We start from the raw sequence: 16,321 nt of genomic DNA on the forward strand, positions 1-16,321 counted from the left end.
CCTATAACCTTTCTCCTAAATCTTCCTTTGACATTCTTGTTTTGTCTAATATATAATACAATCATAAATATCAGAAAAAAAGAAAAATTTAAAACATTCATTTACATAGCAAGCGAATGTTTTAAAAAATCAGGGGAGGTTCAAACATGGAGAATCGGTCACAATGGGGAACAAGATTAGGTTTCCTGCTGGCAGCCATGGGATCGGCAATTGGGTTGGGTAATATTTGGCGATTTCCGGCCACTGCCTATGAAAATGGAGGAGGTGCATTCTTCCTTCCATATTTGTTTGCACTACTGACCGCAGGTATCCCGCTTTTGATATTGGAGTATACCATTGGCCACAAATTCAGGGGATCTGCACCGCGCTCTTACGGAAAAATCAGTAAAGGGATGGAATGGATTGGCTGGTGGCAAGTCGCTGTATCATTTATCATTTCTACTTACTACCCAGTTATTATTGCTTGGGCAATCATGTATGCTTATTTTTCATTTGGGCAACAATGGGGCGGGGACGCCACAGCTTTCTTTGTAGGGGACTATTTGCAATTAGGTGATCCAGGTACATTTGGAGCAATGGTGCCAAGTGTATTGCTTCCATTGATTGCCGTATGGGCTGTCACTTTATTCTTCCTTGGCCGAGGTGTCAAAAAGGGAATAGAGGTTGCCAATAAAATTTTCATTCCGACCTTGGCAGTCATCTTTTTGATCATTGTCATCAGGGCGGTCACATTGGAAGGGGCACTTGAAGGACTGGATGCTTTCTTCAAGCCGGACTGGTCGGCAATTGCTAACGGACAGGTCTGGGTCGCTGCCTACGGACAAATTTTCTTTAGTCTGTCTATCGCTTTTGCAATCATGATCACATATGCATCTTATTTGCCGAAAAAGTCGGATATTACCAATAATGCATTTATCACAGGTTTCGCCAATTCATCTTTCGAGCTACTGGCAGGTATCGGTGTTTTTGCTGCATTGGGCTTCATGGCTGTACAATCCGGACTGGATATTTCGGAAGTAGTGGCCGGCGGTGTTGGGCTGGCGTTTATGGTCTTTCCGGAAATTATCAGCCAAATGCCGGCTTCCGGATTTTTCGGATTCCTGTTCTTTGCGTCGCTCGTACTTGCGGGTCTTTCGTCCTTGATTTCCATTTCGGAAACCTATGTAGCAGGTATTCAGGAGAAATTTAATGTTTCCAGAGGGAAAGCTGTAACAATCGGTGGAGGTCTTGCAGCCATTCTTTCACTCGCTTACGCGACACAGGATGGACTGAATTTGTTAGATACAGTTGATCATTTCATCAATAACTATGGAGTAGCGCTTGCCGGCTTATTTGAAGTAGTTGCCATTGCATGGTTTGCGAAGTCACTAAAAGAATTTCAAAGTCATGCGAACAGTGTTTCGGACATTCAGCTGGGAACGTGGTGGAGGATATGTCTAGGTGTCATTACTCCTATCGTATTAGGCTGGATGATGCTCCAAAATCTGAAAGCAGAGGTTACATCCGCTTACGAAGGCTATCCGATTGAATTCCTGTTTAATTACGGATGGGTAGTGGCAATTGGTGCGATGTTTGCCGGTGCCTTGCTAACCTTGAAGAAGTGGCCGGGTAGAGCTGCCGAAGCTAGTAACAGCGAGTCGGAAGACAAGGAGGTGGCTCAATAATGTCAGGAGGAGCCATTATTATGGCAGTTATCGGGATGGTTGTTATATGGGGCGGATTGATTTCCAGTATCCTGTATGCCAGAAAAGTTGCAAAAGCTAAACAATAAAATAGGTTTTATAAAAGATCAATCCCCTTACCAAACCACGGTAAGGGGATTGATTAATTACGGGCGTTCCGTTCCCATCTTTTCAAATGTGGATAAGGATCAAACGACCATTCACTATATCCGTTATCTTTATACATTCCATAGTGAAGATGTGGCGGAAACTTTCCGGATGTACCCGGCGGTCCATATCCCGTTGCACCAACAGATCCAATGACAGTGCCGGGTTCTACCACGTCTCCGACATTGATCCCTTTTTCATAACCGTTAAGGTGAGCGAAATAGTGATAATGATTGCTGATATCACGGATACCGATACGCCAGCCGCCATATTTATTCCAGCCTTTCATTTCCACGACACCATAAGTAGTTGCTTTGACCGGCACGCCATAACCGGCAAATATATCGGTCCCTTCGTGAATTCGCCTACCTCCGAAACCTCGCGCATCCCCCCAAGTGTTCCGGTAGCTGTAGTTTGCTTGTAATGGCAGCGGGAAGTCTGTTTTATCCAATTCAGTTGTACCGAATTTTTCGTATATCTTTGCAATGTTCATGATCGTTTGGACTGTCAGTTCCCGTTGATAATAGTTCCATAAAGCAATTTTGACATCTTCCTTATTGTTACCATATCGATTAATCCAATCGGCCATTGTATATAAAACATCTTCGTCATTGTCTTTTTCTGCTAAACCATCTCCGTCTCCATCTCGTCCCCAACCGTTTGAAACAGTAATAATATCTTCTGCTGGCAATCCCGGATTGCTGATTCCAAACCAGAATTCATCCGGGATATCAATGGAGATGAGTTGATCCGGCTTTTCTTCTTTTTGTATATTATGCTCATATTGATCTATTGCGGCCAGGTAATACCAAGGCATATTGGTGATGGCTTGCGTTTTTTTGAATAGAGCGATTTTATCTTGTGTTTCGTCTGTATCCTTTTCTTCAGCTGTTACGGAAATCCCTGAAAAAAGCATAAAAAAGGTCAGAGCAGCGATACAGCTTTTGGTGAATTTCAAGTTTGTCACCCCCTGGTTTCAAGTTTCTGTTAATAGTGTGTGCGAGTAGGACGGAAAGATAATTGGAAACATATACAACTTCTTTTAAAGAAAAAGGATGTTCCATAGCCATGAATGGAACATCCCCTTTCATTTAATTTATTCTGTCATCGCATTGTCATCGCGGTCCTTGACATTGGCTTCGGGCCATCCTTCGCCTTGTGGAGCCTTCTTCATGCTTTCCATGACACTGCGTAGTGTGTTTTCATAATCCCTATCCAAAGTGGATGAGTTTTTCAGGCTTTGGATCTCCTGGAAGGAAACAGCTTTATCGGAGACAATGATGTCGTAATATCTCGGCATTAATGACATGGCAGTCTTTTTGGCAATCGATGCTGCTTTTTCCCTTTCCATTTCTTCCGGTCTAGTGTAAGCAATTAGCACTTCATCATCTGTGACTAGAGTGGCTGCCTCTTCGAATCCATCATAGCGAAGAATCATTCGAGTAATGGTATCGGCTGTTTTATTCCGATCAATGCTTACCATTTGCCTGCTTTCTTCATCCGCGTTAAGTTCATCTTTCTTGTAACGGACATACCCGAGTCTTGAAGTAACGTCATCTTCATTCACGTTTCCTGTCCCCTGCTGATTATTCGATTCCGTACCGTTTAAGGAACGGTCCACTTCAGGTACGGCACCCCTGTTACCTGTGGCACAACCGGAAGCCATAAGGAGAATAGACAGCAGCAAAGGTACCATTTTTCGCATTTTCATCATGTGATCATCCTCCTGACTTTTGCTTGTTGTTTTCCCCTTGTGTTAGTTTGGTGATTTTCTTTTGGTTTCATGCTGGGAAAAAACGGGGGCATATTTCTAAGCGAAAAAATGTGGTACACTAGAACCAGGCATAAGGAGTGGGTGTCATGATTGAAATCGAAGGAAAAAAATACGAACTTGTGGAAAATGTGAAAGATGGATTTCAGGAAGATGCGGTAAACCAGCGTTTTAGTGATATTTTAAGCAAATACGACTTTATCGTCGGTGATTGGGGCTACGAACAGCTCCGGTTGAAAGGTTTTTACGATAATCAAAATCCGAAAGCAGGTTTTGATTCAAAAATAAGTACGCTTGATGATTACCTGTATGAATATTGCAACTTTGGATGCGCCTACTTTGTATTAAAGCGTATTGATTAGTAACTAACACATGAATAGAGCCACAGAAAGAACTAGTGCTGTTCTTCCTGCGGCTCTATGTCGCCTTTATGGTCGTGCGGTGGATGAGCAGGCTCCACCTGTCTTGGCAAATCCTCATGAAAGTCTTTATCAGGGAAGTTAAAGGCGCTGTGGAAGCGCTGTTCTTCGTGCCAAGGAGTACTTTTGTTTTCTACCGGTTCAAATTTATTGATCGGTGATCCATAGGGACCTTCGGGGACTTCTTCAGCTGCAAGGAAATTTCTTCTATCTTCAACGGTGGAGACATCGGAATATTGCTGTTTTTTTCGCTGCTTTTTTTTCATTAACTGTACCTCCCTTAGGAATAGCTTGGCTGAAGGGAGGCGTCCTTATACAGAAGAAAAAGCACCAGAAACTTCCTTCTTGCTACTTCAATCAAGGACTTCCACTAAAAACTTTCTCAATTCTTCCGCCCGGACTTCGTTTAGGTTGAACGCATGTTCGAGATTGCCGTTTTTGGCAGCTTCCTCCTTATTCATAACCGTGAACCGATTTCCGCCTAAGTCGATAATCAAGGTTTTCCCCTGATATCTGTTAGAATGGATAAGTGCTAAATCAAACCGCTGATGATTTGCTTTAAAGCTAATGAACCGTGTTTTTACTTCTTGGACTTCATCTTTAATAATCATTCGTTCTTCCGCCAATCTAATTCCTCCTATAGTAAGCTTTATAGCTGTTTTCATCATAGCAAAGTTCCTTTTGCTTTTAAACCGAATCCTGTATAGAATGTGAATGTATGATATGATAAGGACGAATCGTTTAATTGTTCGGGAGGGATATGGCTTTGTATTTTGTAGACAGAAGTTTAATTGAACGTCATTTATTATACATGGATGGGCTGTTGAATGAGTTTGATCAACATTCTTACGATTCTTTTTTGGAAAAGCTGAGCCTTGAAAGAATGTCGCATATGATTATTGAATCGATGCTGGATGTTGGTAATATGATCATTGATGGATTCATTATGCGTGATCCTGGAAGCTTTTCCGATATCATTGATATACTGGTGGATGAAACGGTACTCCCTGCAGAAGAAGCGGATGGATACAAACAAGTGATTGAACTGAGAAAGATGCTAATAAAAGATTACTTAAATATTGATCATGAAGAGATTTTGCGGGTAATCAAAACAAATTACGTGTCAATCGAAATGTTTAGTTCGAGGGTCAATGATTTTCTTGATAATGAAACCGGTGTCGCTAACACCTTTTCCGGCAATTAGGTGGAAAATCCTGTCCCCAAAGGCAGGATTTTTTCGATAGGATGAGTTTAAATAGGACGTTGGAACAGCAGGAAAGAAAGGGGAAACCATATGAAGAACTATCAAGCCTATCTAGTCGATTTGGATGGAACAATGTACAAAGGAATGCAATGTATTGAAGATGCCCCGGCTTTTATTCAAAAGCTAAAGGACAAAAGGCTTCCCCATTTATTTTTGACCAATAATTCCTCCTTGACGCAGAGCCAGATTGCGGACAAATTGAATGGAATGGGCATTTCAGCTGAAGAAAATGAAGTCTTTACTTCAAGTATGGCAACTGCAGCTTATATAAAACAGCAGAATCCTGATGCAGTAGTCTATGCAGTCGGGGAAGAAGGGCTGTTGACAGCCCTCCGGCAAGAAGGACTGACGATTGCCGATGAGCACGCCGATTATGTAGTGATCGGTATCGACCGAGATATAAATTATGAGAAACTGGCAAAGGCCTGCTTGAATGTTCGAAACGGTGCTCAGTTCATTTCTACCAATGGTGATATCGCCATTCCGACCGAGCGAGGTCTTTTACCTGGAAATGGAGCCATAACTTCTGTCGTTTCCACTAGTACCGGGAAGCAGCCTCTGGTCATCGGGAAGCCGGAGAGCGGAATTATGGATCAGGCAATCAAAGCACTTGGCGCTTTACGTGAGGAAACATTGATGGTTGGAGATAATTATGATACAGACATTTTGGCTGGTATGAAAGCTGGTCTTGATACCCTAATGGTCTTTACCGGATTGACAACCGTGGAGCAATTAAAGACATATGCTGAACAGCCCACCTATACGGTACAAACGTTAAAAGAGTGGCTGGATAACTTATGAAAAAAAAGACGCTTATACGAGACTACTGAAAAAGTCCTTTGAACCTAGAGGTGTGCTGTCAAAGTTTGCTGTTGCTTTTACGAATCGCTTGTCGGTGGTTGCTTGCCGCGGGCACGGACTCAGCTAACTTGGTCAAGAAAATTACTTGACCAAGTGGATTTTCGGCTCATGTTGTTCCCGCAGGCATCACCACCGATCGCTCCTCGTGGAAGGAACAGAGACCAATTTAAAAAGAGTGATTTCCTTTATAAATTAAAGTTTTTCCGTGAAGGAATAGAGGCCACAAACCTCTAAAAATTAGACGAAAAGCGGTCAGTGTGGAAATTAATCTCCGCACTGACCGCTTTTTTAAATTCTACCTATCATAGACTTCAGTTTTTCAGTGGCCTCGCTAATACCAGCGTCTTTTTAATTTTGCATTCATACATGAAATGTACCATCTGAAAAAACAATTAATCGATGTCTTTTTCGTCGATCGAACTGTGGGCAAGCCTGCTCGATGCCGCAGCAGCAATCGCGCCGACAATATCATCTAAAAAGGTATGACACTCACCAGAAGATTTATCATTTAGCTTTTTCAAAATACCTGGTTTCTGTTTGTCGATGTAACCATAGTTGGTAAATCCAATAGAACCGTAAACATTTACAATGGAGAAGGCGATGATTTCATCTACTCCATATAAGCTTTCATCGATTTCGATTGTATGTTGAAGTGGTTCCTCCAGTTTTTTCTGTTCAGCTAATACATCTAACTGGATGCCTGTCAGGATGGCGTTTTGGATTTCCCGTTTGCTTAGAACCCGGTCGACATGATGTTTGCATTGCTCCAATGTAAGGTCCTCGTGATATTTATTTTGTAAGTAGTACACAAGGTCGGCAATGTCGTCCATGGTTACCCCCCTGTCGACGAGCCATGACCTTGCTTTCTGTTCTAACGCAGATTTCTTCGTATTATTCTCCATTCAAGACACCTATCCTTATCATTATTTCTACTCCTTACTATACCCTATGCCAGCTTCGATAAATCAAAAATACAGGTTCGAATTTCCTCCTGGTATTCATAAGCTGAACTAAAAGCAAAAAAAAGGAGAGCGTGATCCATGCTGGAACTTCTTTCTGAATACGTAGATGATTTTCAAGGAAGCGAAACGACCATTAATGGAGTCAAAGGGTACCGCCAGCAAAATAATTGTTTCTTTATTATACCAAAATCAGCCAATGATAACCGATATTTCGAACAAAAAGTGATCGGTGAATATTTTTGGCAAAATGGTTACGCGCATTTTGCTGTCCCGATAGCGAACAAGCAAGGGGATTTGGTTACAGAGTATGGCGGCAAGTCTTATATTGTATTACATTGCAGTCTTGCTGATGACCGGGAATACTCAGACCATGGAGCTGATTTGGCTACTTTTCACCAAATGGGGATTGATTATCCTTATCAACCTGTTGAAGCAGTGGCATATGGTCATTGGAAGCAGCTGTGGATCAGCAAGCTCGCTTTGTTTGACTCGATCTATCAACAACAACATAACGAGCGGCCTGTCTCTCGCTTTCAGCGCCTATTCATCGATACCTACCCATATGTCAGCGGATGTACGGAAAATGCACTTCAATATTTGCAGGAGACGGAATCCGAACAGCGTTTTAATGAAGGGGATGGAGGGACATTCACTTTTCAACGATACAGTGGTCAAATGAAGAATCATCCAATTTGGCCTGATGAAATAGTATATGATCACGCTGCAAGAGATATTGCTGAGCATCTGCGGCTCCTTTTTTTACGGCCGAATGCTCACCCGGAAGTGGAACGCTTTTTGTCGGGTTATCAATCCATCAGGTCGCTCTCCATTTTCAGTTGGCGCTTGATTTATGCTCGTCTGCTGTTACCTGTTCATTTATTCGGTTATATTGAAACAGGAATTTCGAGTTCCGACCCCGAAATTACTTACAGAGGATATGTGGAGCTTTTGGAGAGCCAGCCGGAATATGAGCAAAAAATGAGAAATTTTTTTGATGACCTGGGCTTAGATGCCAAGGCTTTACATATTCCAGTATTAGATTGGTGAGAAGGAGAGATTTGTTTACCATGACGAAGCCATACGTATATGTGACGAGAAAGCTACCGGAAGAAATTATCAGTCCACTTCGTGAAAAGCTGGACATTACCATGTGGGGTTCTGAAGAAGAACCAGTCGATCACGAAACATTGGCAAAAGAAATCAAACGTGCAGATGCCGTATTGACAATGCTTTCCGATCAAATCGACCGTCCTCTGCTTGAACAGGCCGATCACTTGAAGATTGTTGCTAATCTTGCTGTCGGTTATGACAATATTGATTTGGAGGCAGCCAAAGCCGTGGGGATAACGGTTAGTAACACCCCGGATGTACTAACGGAAACGACAGCCGATTTAACTTTTGCCTTGCTAATGGCGACAGCAAGAAGGGTTGTGGAGGCAGACACTTTTATTAAACAGGGACTGTGGAAAAACTGGGCTCCTTTCTTAATGGCCGGCACCGATGTTCACCATAAAACATTAGGAATAGTCGGCATGGGAAGAATCGGAGAAGCGGTTGCACGGAGAGCACTCGGTTTTTCAATGGATGTTCTCTACCATAATCGATCCCGAAAGCAGCAGGCAGAGGCGTCCCTTGGAGTCAAATATGCAGCGTTTGATGAACTGTTGGAACAGGCTGATTATGTTGTTTGCTTGGCACCTTTGACAGAGGAGACCAAATATATGTTTGACGAGAATGCTTTTTCCAAGATGAAAACAAGTGCCGTTTTTATCAATGCTTCCCGAGGTAAAAATGCTGATGAAAAAGCATTGTATCAAGCTTTGGTTAATGGAGAAATAGCCGCTGCCGGTCTGGATGTCTTTGAGGAAGAGCCGATCGATTCCAGTCATCCATTGTTATCCCTGGATCAGGTAACTTGTCTTCCACATATAGGCTCGGCCACTAAAGAAACCCGACAGAAAATGGTAGAGTTGTGTTTCGAAAATATCCAGCGTGTGTTAAATGGAAGCAAAGCCAAATCCCCTGTTGTATAAGGGGAACATCAAAACCATGTTAAACATAGAAAGAATTGTTATCACAAAATTCAAAATCCGCCTTGCTAATCAGGAGGCAGGAGCGTATAATGTCCTCTATAGATAAACAAGTGTATCTTTAATACACACACGAGGAGGCGGAGAAATGAAAGATAAAATCAACATAGGGTTGTGCGGCCTCGGTACAGTAGGGTCAGGGGTAATTAAAATTCTTCAAAACCATCAAAAAGAAATCAAATATAAACTTGGGTGTGAACTGGAAGTAAAGAAAATTCTTGTACATACGCTGGATAAAGCAAGGGACATCCAAGTAGACTCTGGTGTTTTGACTACAGATCCGGATGACCTGGTCGGTGATCAGGCAATCGATATCATCATTGAAGTGATGGGAGGAATTGATTCTACCTACGAGCTGCTAGAAAATGCCTTAGAACACAGAAAGCATATCATTACCGCCAATAAAGACTTAATGGCTGTTCATGGACAAAAGCTTCATCAAATTGCTAAAGCAAACGAGTGCGATATATTTTATGAAGCAAGCGTAGCCGGAGGAATTCCGATTCTACGTTCCCTGACAGACGGACTAGCTTCTGATCGGATTCAAAAAATGATGGGAATCGTCAATGGGACCACCAATTATATCTTGACCAAAATGACAGACGAACAGCGGACATTTTCCGACGTACTCAGAGAGGCGCAGGAACTTGGATATGCGGAGTCAGACCCAGCTGCAGATGTAGATGGATTGGATGCAGCCCGTAAGATGGCTCTTTTGGCAAATTTGGCTTTTAAGATGGATATTGATTTGAGTGCTGTCGAAGTCGCAGGCATAACTTCGATCACACAGGAAGATATTTTATTTGCCAATCGTTTAGGATATGTGGTGAAACTCATCGGAATCGCCTCTATGGAAGAGGGCAAAGTCGAAGTTACTGTCGAACCTACTCTATTACCGCATGATCACCCGCTTGCCTTGGTGAAAAATGAGTTCAATGCTGTATATGTTCACGGGGAAGCGGTCGGAGAAACGATGTTTTATGGACCGGGAGCAGGCAGTATGCCTACAGCTACATCCGTTGTTTCCGATTTAATGGAGGCTGTAAAAAACATCAGGCTCGGCATCAGCGGAAACTCGTATATCACACCACAATTCCAAACGAAGTTAAAGGACGATTCTGAAAAGCATTCCCGTTATTTTGTCAGGCTGGAAGCAGATGACCAGGCGGGAACCTTCCAGGCACTGACCAATGTATTTACCGATCAAAATATTAGTTTTGCGAAAATACTGCAGCTTCCTGGAAGCAAAGATGATACAGCGGAAATCGTTATGGTGACACACCATACAAGCAGGCAGCAGTTGAGGGACAGTTTAGACAGCCTCAACAGTCTGGAGGTTGTCAAACGGGTGATCAGTTATTATCGAGTGGAAGGGGAGGAATGAACATGGCTTGGCAGGGATTGTTAACGCAATATGAGGATTATTTGCCGATAAATGAAAACACACCCAAAGTTAGCTTACAAGAGGGGAATACCCCTTTGATCAAGCTGGATAAGCTTTCTGAGCAGCTCTCGGTCAATGTATTCGCAAAAGTGGAGGGGGCCAATCCCACCGGTTCTTTTAAAGATCGAGGAATGGTACTGGCTATAGCCAAAGCGCTGGAGGAGGGTGCCAATGCTGTAATTTGTGCCTCGACCGGAAATACAAGTGCATCAGCTGCAGCTTTTGCGGCCAGAGCTGGTCTGAAATGCATGGTTGTTATCCCGGAAGGAAAGATCGCACAAGGAAAGCTTGCGCAGGCTGTCATGTATGGTGCAGAGGTATTTTCGATCGAAGGAAATTTTGACGATGCATTGAAGGCAGTACGGAAAATTAGCAACGAGCAAAATATCACATTGGTGAATTCGGTTAATCCGTACCGGATAGAAGGGCAGAAAACGGCAGCTTTCGAAGTGTGTGAATCACTGGAAACAGCTCCTGACTACCTGTTTATCCCGGTAGGAAATGCAGGTAATATCACGGCATACTGGAAAGGCTTCAAAGAATATAACGAACGGCATCAATCCGGACTTCCTAAAATGATGGGCTATGAGGCGAGCGGAGCTGCTGCTATCGTCCACGACCGTGTGTTTGAAAAACCGGAAACAGTAGGGACTGCAATCAGGATTGGCAATCCTGCAAGCTGGCAGGGAGCCGTCCAGGCTCGAGATGAGTCACAGGGAAAGATTGATGAAGTAACAGATGAAGAAATGATTGCCGCTTATCAATGGCTTGCAGCCAATGAAGGAATATTCGCTGAACCTGCATCTTGTGCATCAGTGGCAGGCTTGTTCAAGGCTGCCAGACAAAACCAGCTGGAAAAGGGAACGACTATTGTTACCGTATTAACGGGGAATGGACTGAAGGATCCCAATACAGCGATTGATTACAGTACCATCAAACCAAAAGTGCTTCCGAATGATCAAGATAAAATTGCGGAGGAAATCAAAGGCCGTGTTCTCGTATGAGTTTCGCTATAAAAATTCCTTCCAGCACTTCCAATTTGGGGGCTGGGTTTGATTCCATCGGGTTGGCATTGAATTTATATTTGGAGCTGGAGGTAGAAAAAGCAGGGGAGTGGGAATTTATTCCTACCTCGAAAACACTGGAGAGTCTTCCGCCTGATAAAGATAATTTTGTCTACCAAATCGCTGCCAGAGTTGCAAGGCAGCATGGAGTCGATCAATTACCTCCATGTCGCGTGAAGGTGAAAAGTGATATCCCGCTTGCCAGAGGATTGGGGAGCAGTGCAACAGCCACGTTGGCTGGTATTGAATTGGCCAACCAACTGCTTGATTTGGGACTTGATACGCACGACAAACTGGAAATTGCAACTGCAATTGAAGGCCACCCGGATAATGTCGCACCTTCCCTGCTTGGGGGGTGCGTCATTGGCCATTACCAAGAGGATGTGGATTGTGTAAAGCTGCCATTTGATAATGTGTCGCTTATTGCTGTCATCCCTGAATTTGAACTTAAGACGAAGAAAGCACGGGAAGCATTGCCTCAGCAGTTTTCTTTCCAGACAAGTGTGCATGCCAGCAGCATGGCAAACGTAAGCGTAGCAGCTATTTGCCAGCAAAATTGGTCACTGCTCGGTAAAATGATGAATAAGGATTTGTTCCATCAGCCTTATCGAAAAAAACTGGTACCGCATTTTGAATCATTGCAAACCTATTTACAAGACAAAGTACATGGCTTGTTCTTAAGCGGAGCAGGACCTACTGTTATTGCGTTGGCAGATAAAGACTGTCCCGATTCCAGCATTGCCGAATGGAAAAATCAATTCCCGACCTGCCAATGGCTGAAACTCCAAGTAGACAACAACGGCATGGTAGTTAGAAAAGCGGAAACGCCTTGAACAGCGACGTATAAACTGGAGCGCGCCGTCGGAGATAAAGGAAACACGGAGCGAAAGCGACGATGTTGACTTATCGTACAGAGGCAAGGGAAGTTTACTAGTCGCTAGGCGTAGTAGCTGGACAAGAAAAGCGGAAACGCCTTGAACAGCGACGTATAAACTGCGCCCCCCCCACAACGGGGATGGTTCGGCGTTGCCGTGCAACACGGCGGGCTTAGTCCGAACAATCGATTGCTGGGGAGATAAAGGAAACATGCCCCTTCATAGGGGTGTGCTGACGTTGGGCGATGATGTGTCCGAAGTTTGGTCGAACTTCCAATATGTTTTGCAGAATAGAAACCATAAAAAAACGAAGGTACACGCTGAAACGGTCAGCTGCCTTCGTTTTTGTTTATGTTGAAGTTATTCAGCAGTGTTTAAAATACTTGTTCGATTTCCGTTACGCCTGGGACTTCGGCCATGAGAGCTCGTTCAATTCCAGCTTTTAGCGTAATTGTTGAACTTGGGCAATTACCGCACGCTCCCATTAGGCGAAGACGTACAATGCCTTCATCTACATCTACCAATTCGACATCTCCGCCGTCACGCAATAAAAATGGACGTAGTTTATTCAAAACTTCTTGTACTTGCTCTTGCATCATCCATCTTCTCCTTTCCTGATTCCACTTTTTATTATAGATGGTTTTGATTAAAAAATCTATCAATTAATGATTTTGATTCTCAATTAGGCTTATCTTTCTTTATTGTATAATTTAAAGTTGAATTTGTAAAATATCCGGGTAAAATTTTGTATAATGACAATGGAAGAAACCATTTATTCCATTTTATAAAAGCTCCCTCTTTCCGGTGGTGATTATACTATCGAGTAAAAATCTACATTTCCGAGGGATGGTATAAGGTTAAATCGCGGTTTTTAACAATGTACACAAAAGAAAAAAGGGGGAAAAGCAGTTGAATAATCAGAAAGTGAAACTGACGGTCTATGGAGCCGATCAGATTTGTGCTAGCTGTGTCAATGCTCCTAGATCGGTTGAAACATATGAGTGGCTGCAGGCTGCGATAGCGCGGAAATACCAGGAGGCAACCATCGAATATGAATATATTGATATCTTTAAGCCTCCCAATGAAAAAAAGCATATTGACTTCGCCAGACGAGTCCAGGACGAAGAGTTTTTTTACCCTGTAGTACTAATAAATGATGAATTGGTGGATGAAGGAAACCCGCGGCTCAAAAAAGTATTTCAAGCACTGGAAGAAAACGGGATAAGCTAAAATTCTTATCGGTTGGGGAAATATTGTCTGGTATCGTTTGACTATGATAAGATTAGATTTTAGCAGGATAGATACCTGAAGGTGAGACTTTCATCCGGAACCACAGGATTAGAAAATTTTGCTAGGTTTGAGTAAAGGGAGAAGGTTGAGAAGATTTGTTGAATCCAACGATCGAGTTTTGTATCAATAATATAGTGAGCGGTTCCCAAAAGGCAATGGAAGAGCTGGACAAGGATCCTTATCTCGATGTCTTGGAATACGGTTGTACAAGTTTTTGCGGAATATGTTCTCAGTATTTAGTCGCAATCGTAAACGGGGAACCTGTTACAGCTGATAGTCCAGAAGAACTCGTAGACAAAGTGTATCAGTATCTTGAAGAGAACCCAATGTTTTGAAGGAAGGCCATCGCACCTGCTTAAAAGGAAGCGATGGCGTACTTTTTCTTATAATGCAGTCCCAGTGACTTAGTGAGGTTAGGTGATCTACATGGAAATCCCTTATACAAAAATGCATGGATTGGGTAATAGTTATATCTTTTTGAATTTATTTACTTTTAACTTGGAAGAATCGTTGTTGGAAGAATTAGCTAAGAAGGTTTCTGATGTCAATACCGGGATAGGTTCTGATGGTTTAATCCTGATTCATCCAACAGATAAGGCTGACGTAGGTATGCGGATATTCAACAAGGACGGTTCGGAAGGAAAAAATTGCGGGAATGGTCTTCGTTGTGTGGCAAAATATGCTTATGAGAATAAACTGGTGGATAAACCTCAGTTTGTTATTGAGACACGGGCTGGTAATGTTACAGCAGAAGTATTTACAGCAGGGGATGTCGTCGAAGAGGTAACCGTCGATATGGGGGAGCCGATTTTAGACAGGCAGGCCATTCCGATGCTTGGAAATGATGGCACCGTCATTTCGGAAGCATTTGAAGTAAGTCATCATCCTTTGGAATTAACGGCTGTTTCCATGGGAAATCCACACGCCGTGTTTTTTGTAGAAGACATCGAACAAGCACCACTTTATGATTTGGGTCCATTAATTACCAATGATTCGCGTTTCCCGGAAGGAATCAATGTGGAATTCATTGAGATGGTATCGGAAACAGAAATACACTTCCGGGTATGGGAAAGAGGTTCGGGAGTCACACAGGCATGCGGAACCGGTGCTTGTGCCGCCGCTGTAGCGAGCATACTTAATGGGTATGCCCAAAAGGATGAAGAGATTTGTGTCCATTTAAGCGGTGGAGACTTGTTCATCAAATGGGCCGGAGATGGGCATGTGTGGATGCGCGGAAAAGCGGAGATCACTACCCAAGGAACCTTTTATTGGAAGCGTTAATGTTGAAGGATTCCCTATTCCTTAGTATACTAAAAGAGACGAATTGAACTGTAAGTCTTACGGATGTAAAGCAAAGGGAAGACGGAAATATAGGAGGGCATTGTATGACCATTAATATAACAGACAATGCAAGTCTGCAAATTAAAGAAATGATGAAAGAAGAGGAAGCTGCCAACGTTCGCCTTCGTTTCGGCGTGAAGGGCGGAGGTTGCAGCGGTTTGTCTTATTCCATGGGATTTGATGAAGAAATCAATCCGGAGCTTGATAAAGTGGAGGAAAGCAATGGCATTCCTTTAGTCATCAATCAACAGGATATTCCAATAATCGAAGGAACAACAATTGATTTCAAACAAAACATGATGGGCGGCGGATTCACCATCGATAACCCGAATGCTATCGTGTCCTGTGGCTGTGGCTCTTCTTTTAAAACAGCAACCAATGCAGGAACACCTGATCCGAATTGTTAACGAACAACATAACATTCATGATAAACCCTCGACGCAAAGTGTGGCCACTGAAAAACTGAAGGTCTTTGAAAAGTAGAATTTAAAAAAAGCGGTCTGAATGGAAGTTAATTTCCATTCAGACCGCTTTTTATCTAATTTCAATGATTTGTGCCCTCTTTTTCTTCATGGATTCATCGATAGAATAAATCATTTTACGGACGTTCTTAGAACGGCTACGCAATACTTCTTGAGGGGATGTTTGATTGTATCGAGCCTTTGTGTGTGTCGCATCAAGGATGAGAGACTTCGATTGGATCACGCCTTTCTCAAGCGCGAACTCTACGGTTTTTCCAATCAGGAAATCTAAAAGGTTTGGGTCTTTCAGACGTTTACGACGGAAGTAAGCTAATAAGCTGGGATCAATGTCGTCATCTTCTGGTGCCATTGCAAGGAAATACTTGAAGGACATGTCGACCTGAGCTCGTTCCACGAGATCCCCATCAGACATATAGATGGTTTTCAGTGTACAAGAAAAAAGAGTGACTTTCTTTTAGAATTCAAAGAAAGTCACTTCTTTTTCGTTTACCCTCTGTTGATTCCACGATGAGCGTTCGGTGGTGACGCCTGCGGGAACAGCGCGAGCCGAAGATCCACTTGGTTAAGTGATCTTCTTGACCAAGTTAGCTGAGGCCGTGCCCGCGGCAAGCATCCACCGATAAGCGATT

20 protein-coding genes and 1 pseudogene are annotated in these 16,321 nt (G+C 43.0%); 14 read left to right on the plus strand and 7 right to left on the minus strand.

Annotation, left to right across the window (positions count from 1 at the left end; all coding sequences use genetic code 11):
- Nucleotides 1–146: 146 nt before the first annotated feature.
- The gene (locus BN1067_RS10235; protein WP_053218761.1) at nucleotides 147–1,664 is read left to right on the plus strand and encodes a sodium-dependent transporter; all 1,518 of its coding nucleotides are present in this window, start codon (nucleotides 147–149) and stop codon (nucleotides 1,662–1,664) included.
- Nucleotides 1,664–1,771, plus strand: a complete 108-nt coding sequence (locus tag BN1067_RS10240; RefSeq protein ID WP_110943421.1) for a methionine/alanine import family NSS transporter small subunit — start codon at nucleotides 1,664–1,666, stop codon at nucleotides 1,769–1,771. Before BN1067_RS10235 ends, BN1067_RS10240 begins: the two co-directional genes overlap by 1 nt.
- Nucleotides 1,772–1,824: 53 nt before the next feature.
- Here the strand turns inward: BN1067_RS10240 and BN1067_RS10245 are convergent, their stop codons facing one another.
- A complete protein-coding gene (locus BN1067_RS10245; RefSeq protein WP_407701361.1) occupies nucleotides 1,825–2,787 on the minus strand; it encodes a M23 family metallopeptidase in 963 nt (320 codons plus the stop codon).
- A gap of 138 nt (nucleotides 2,788–2,925) precedes the next feature.
- The gene (locus tag BN1067_RS10250) at nucleotides 2,926–3,543 is read right to left on the minus strand and encodes a YhcN/YlaJ family sporulation lipoprotein (RefSeq protein WP_053218762.1); all 618 of its coding nucleotides are present in this window, start codon (nucleotides 3,541–3,543) and stop codon (nucleotides 2,926–2,928) included.
- Nucleotides 3,544–3,689: 146 nt separating this feature from the next.
- On the opposite strand from BN1067_RS10250, the gene BN1067_RS10255 reads away from it, so the two are divergent.
- Nucleotides 3,690–3,962 (plus strand): YutD family protein, encoded by a 273-nt coding sequence (locus BN1067_RS10255; protein ID WP_053218763.1) that lies wholly within the window; start codon nucleotides 3,690–3,692, stop codon nucleotides 3,960–3,962.
- 32 nt (nucleotides 3,963–3,994) lie between these two features.
- On the opposite strand, the gene BN1067_RS10260 is transcribed toward BN1067_RS10255, so the two are convergent.
- Both BN1067_RS10260 and BN1067_RS10265 read right to left on the minus strand, forming a co-directional pair.
- Nucleotides 3,995–4,285 (minus strand): hypothetical protein, encoded by a 291-nt coding sequence (locus BN1067_RS10260; RefSeq protein ID WP_053218764.1) that lies wholly within the window; start codon nucleotides 4,283–4,285, stop codon nucleotides 3,995–3,997.
- An 87-nt stretch (nucleotides 4,286–4,372) separates the two neighbouring features.
- Nucleotides 4,373–4,645: a DUF3055 domain-containing protein gene (locus BN1067_RS10265; RefSeq protein WP_234400666.1), complete on the minus strand. Its 273-nt coding sequence runs from the start codon at nucleotides 4,643–4,645 to the stop codon at nucleotides 4,373–4,375.
- Nucleotides 4,646–4,785: 140 nt separating this feature from the next.
- Here BN1067_RS10265 and BN1067_RS10270 point away from each other — a divergent pair, with 140 nt between their 5' ends.
- The gene (locus BN1067_RS10270) at nucleotides 4,786–5,223 is read left to right on the plus strand and encodes a DUF86 domain-containing protein (protein ID WP_053218781.1); all 438 of its coding nucleotides are present in this window, start codon (nucleotides 4,786–4,788) and stop codon (nucleotides 5,221–5,223) included.
- Nucleotides 5,224–5,313: 90 nt separating this feature from the next.
- Nucleotides 5,314–6,084 (plus strand): TIGR01457 family HAD-type hydrolase, encoded by a 771-nt coding sequence (locus BN1067_RS10275; protein WP_053218765.1) that lies wholly within the window; start codon nucleotides 5,314–5,316, stop codon nucleotides 6,082–6,084.
- 452 nt (nucleotides 6,085–6,536) lie between these two features.
- On the opposite strand, the gene BN1067_RS10280 is transcribed toward BN1067_RS10275, so the two are convergent.
- Complete coding sequence (locus BN1067_RS10280) at nucleotides 6,537–7,046, minus strand: phosphatidylglycerophosphatase A family protein (protein WP_053218766.1); 510 nt, start codon at nucleotides 7,044–7,046, stop codon at nucleotides 6,537–6,539.
- A gap of 138 nt (nucleotides 7,047–7,184) precedes the next feature.
- Here BN1067_RS10280 and BN1067_RS10285 point away from each other — a divergent pair, with 138 nt between their 5' ends.
- From BN1067_RS10285 to thrB, 5 genes are all read left to right on the plus strand, one after another.
- Nucleotides 7,185–8,153 carry a protein kinase family protein gene (locus BN1067_RS10285; protein WP_053218767.1) on the plus strand — a complete coding sequence of 323 codons (969 nt, stop codon included), beginning with the start codon at nucleotides 7,185–7,187 and terminating at the stop codon, nucleotides 8,151–8,153.
- Between the two features lie 20 nt (nucleotides 8,154–8,173).
- A complete protein-coding gene (locus BN1067_RS10290) occupies nucleotides 8,174–9,139 on the plus strand; it encodes a 2-hydroxyacid dehydrogenase (RefSeq protein WP_053218768.1) in 966 nt (321 codons plus the stop codon).
- 145 nt (nucleotides 9,140–9,284) lie between these two features.
- A complete protein-coding gene (locus BN1067_RS10295) occupies nucleotides 9,285–10,580 on the plus strand; it encodes a homoserine dehydrogenase (protein ID WP_053218769.1) in 1,296 nt (431 codons plus the stop codon).
- A gap of 2 nt (nucleotides 10,581–10,582) precedes the next feature.
- On the plus strand, nucleotides 10,583–11,644 hold the full coding sequence (gene thrC / locus BN1067_RS10300) for a threonine synthase (RefSeq protein ID WP_053218770.1): 1,062 nt from the start codon (nucleotides 10,583–10,585) through the stop codon (nucleotides 11,642–11,644).
- Nucleotides 11,641–12,537, plus strand: coding sequence for a homoserine kinase (gene thrB / locus BN1067_RS10305; protein WP_053218771.1), 897 nt, complete (start codon nucleotides 11,641–11,643; stop codon nucleotides 12,535–12,537). The genes thrC and thrB overlap by 4 nt, the downstream gene beginning before the upstream one ends.
- 416 nt (nucleotides 12,538–12,953) lie before the next feature.
- Here thrB and BN1067_RS10310 read toward each other — a convergent pair whose 3' ends face one another.
- Entirely contained in the window at nucleotides 12,954–13,175 is a 222-nt protein-coding gene (locus BN1067_RS10310) for a NifU family protein (protein WP_026569583.1), read from the minus strand.
- A gap of 313 nt (nucleotides 13,176–13,488) precedes the next feature.
- On the opposite strand from BN1067_RS10310, the gene BN1067_RS10315 reads away from it, so the two are divergent.
- The 4 genes from BN1067_RS10315 (at nucleotide 13,489) to BN1067_RS10330 (ending at nucleotide 15,617) form a co-directional block, all read left to right on the plus strand.
- On the plus strand, nucleotides 13,489–13,809 hold the full coding sequence (locus BN1067_RS10315; protein WP_053218772.1) for a YuzD family protein: 321 nt from the start codon (nucleotides 13,489–13,491) through the stop codon (nucleotides 13,807–13,809).
- Nucleotides 13,810–13,964: 155 nt separating this feature from the next.
- A complete protein-coding gene (locus tag BN1067_RS10320; protein ID WP_053218773.1) occupies nucleotides 13,965–14,204 on the plus strand; it encodes a YuzB family protein in 240 nt (79 codons plus the stop codon).
- A gap of 91 nt (nucleotides 14,205–14,295) precedes the next feature.
- Entirely contained in the window at nucleotides 14,296–15,150 is an 855-nt protein-coding gene (gene dapF / locus BN1067_RS10325) for a diaminopimelate epimerase (protein ID WP_053218774.1), read from the plus strand.
- A 104-nt stretch (nucleotides 15,151–15,254) separates the two neighbouring features.
- The gene (locus BN1067_RS10330) at nucleotides 15,255–15,617 is read left to right on the plus strand and encodes a HesB/IscA family protein (protein WP_053218775.1); all 363 of its coding nucleotides are present in this window, start codon (nucleotides 15,255–15,257) and stop codon (nucleotides 15,615–15,617) included.
- A gap of 154 nt (nucleotides 15,618–15,771) precedes the next feature.
- On the opposite strand, the pseudogene BN1067_RS10335 reads toward BN1067_RS10330, so the two are convergent.
- A pseudogene (locus BN1067_RS10335) lies at nucleotides 15,772–16,119 on the minus strand (transposase); the annotation flags it as partial.
- Nucleotides 16,120–16,321 lie beyond the last annotated feature (202 nt).

It is taken from the genome of Virgibacillus senegalensis, assembly GCF_000821245.2.
In the GTDB taxonomy this organism is placed as follows: Bacteria; Bacillota; Bacilli; order Bacillales; family Amphibacillaceae; genus Sediminibacillus; species Sediminibacillus senegalensis.

What these genes read in the sequence shown, in the direction of transcription:
- BN1067_RS10235 (WP_053218761.1), top strand. Translation starts at nt 147, where the DNA reads ATGGAGAATCGGTCACAATGGGGAACAAGATTAGGTTTCCTGCTGGCA.
- BN1067_RS10240 (WP_110943421.1), top strand. Translation starts at nt 1,664, where the DNA reads ATGTCAGGAGGAGCCATTATTATGGCAGTTATCGGGATGGTTGTTATA.
- BN1067_RS10250 (WP_053218762.1), bottom strand. Translation starts at nt 3,543, where the DNA reads ATGATGAAAATGCGAAAAATGGTACCTTTGCTGCTGTCTATTCTCCTT.
- BN1067_RS10255 (WP_053218763.1), top strand. Translation starts at nt 3,690, where the DNA reads ATGATTGAAATCGAAGGAAAAAAATACGAACTTGTGGAAAATGTGAAA.
- BN1067_RS10260 (WP_053218764.1), bottom strand. Translation starts at nt 4,285, where the DNA reads ATGAAAAAAAAGCAGCGAAAAAAACAGCAATATTCCGATGTCTCCACC.
- BN1067_RS10275 (WP_053218765.1), top strand. Translation starts at nt 5,314, where the DNA reads ATGAAGAACTATCAAGCCTATCTAGTCGATTTGGATGGAACAATGTAC.
- BN1067_RS10280 (WP_053218766.1), bottom strand. Translation starts at nt 7,046, where the DNA reads ATGGAGAATAATACGAAGAAATCTGCGTTAGAACAGAAAGCAAGGTCA.
- BN1067_RS10285 (WP_053218767.1), top strand. Translation starts at nt 7,185, where the DNA reads ATGCTGGAACTTCTTTCTGAATACGTAGATGATTTTCAAGGAAGCGAA.
- BN1067_RS10290 (WP_053218768.1), top strand. Translation starts at nt 8,174, where the DNA reads ATGACGAAGCCATACGTATATGTGACGAGAAAGCTACCGGAAGAAATT.
- BN1067_RS10295 (WP_053218769.1), top strand. Translation starts at nt 9,285, where the DNA reads ATGAAAGATAAAATCAACATAGGGTTGTGCGGCCTCGGTACAGTAGGG.
- thrC (WP_053218770.1), top strand. Translation starts at nt 10,583, where the DNA reads ATGGCTTGGCAGGGATTGTTAACGCAATATGAGGATTATTTGCCGATA.
- thrB (WP_053218771.1), top strand. Translation starts at nt 11,641, where the DNA reads ATGAGTTTCGCTATAAAAATTCCTTCCAGCACTTCCAATTTGGGGGCT.
- BN1067_RS10310 (WP_026569583.1), bottom strand. Translation starts at nt 13,175, where the DNA reads ATGCAAGAGCAAGTACAAGAAGTTTTGAATAAACTACGTCCATTTTTA.
- dapF (WP_053218774.1), top strand. Translation starts at nt 14,296, where the DNA reads ATGGAAATCCCTTATACAAAAATGCATGGATTGGGTAATAGTTATATC.
- BN1067_RS10330 (WP_053218775.1), top strand. Translation starts at nt 15,255, where the DNA reads ATGACCATTAATATAACAGACAATGCAAGTCTGCAAATTAAAGAAATG.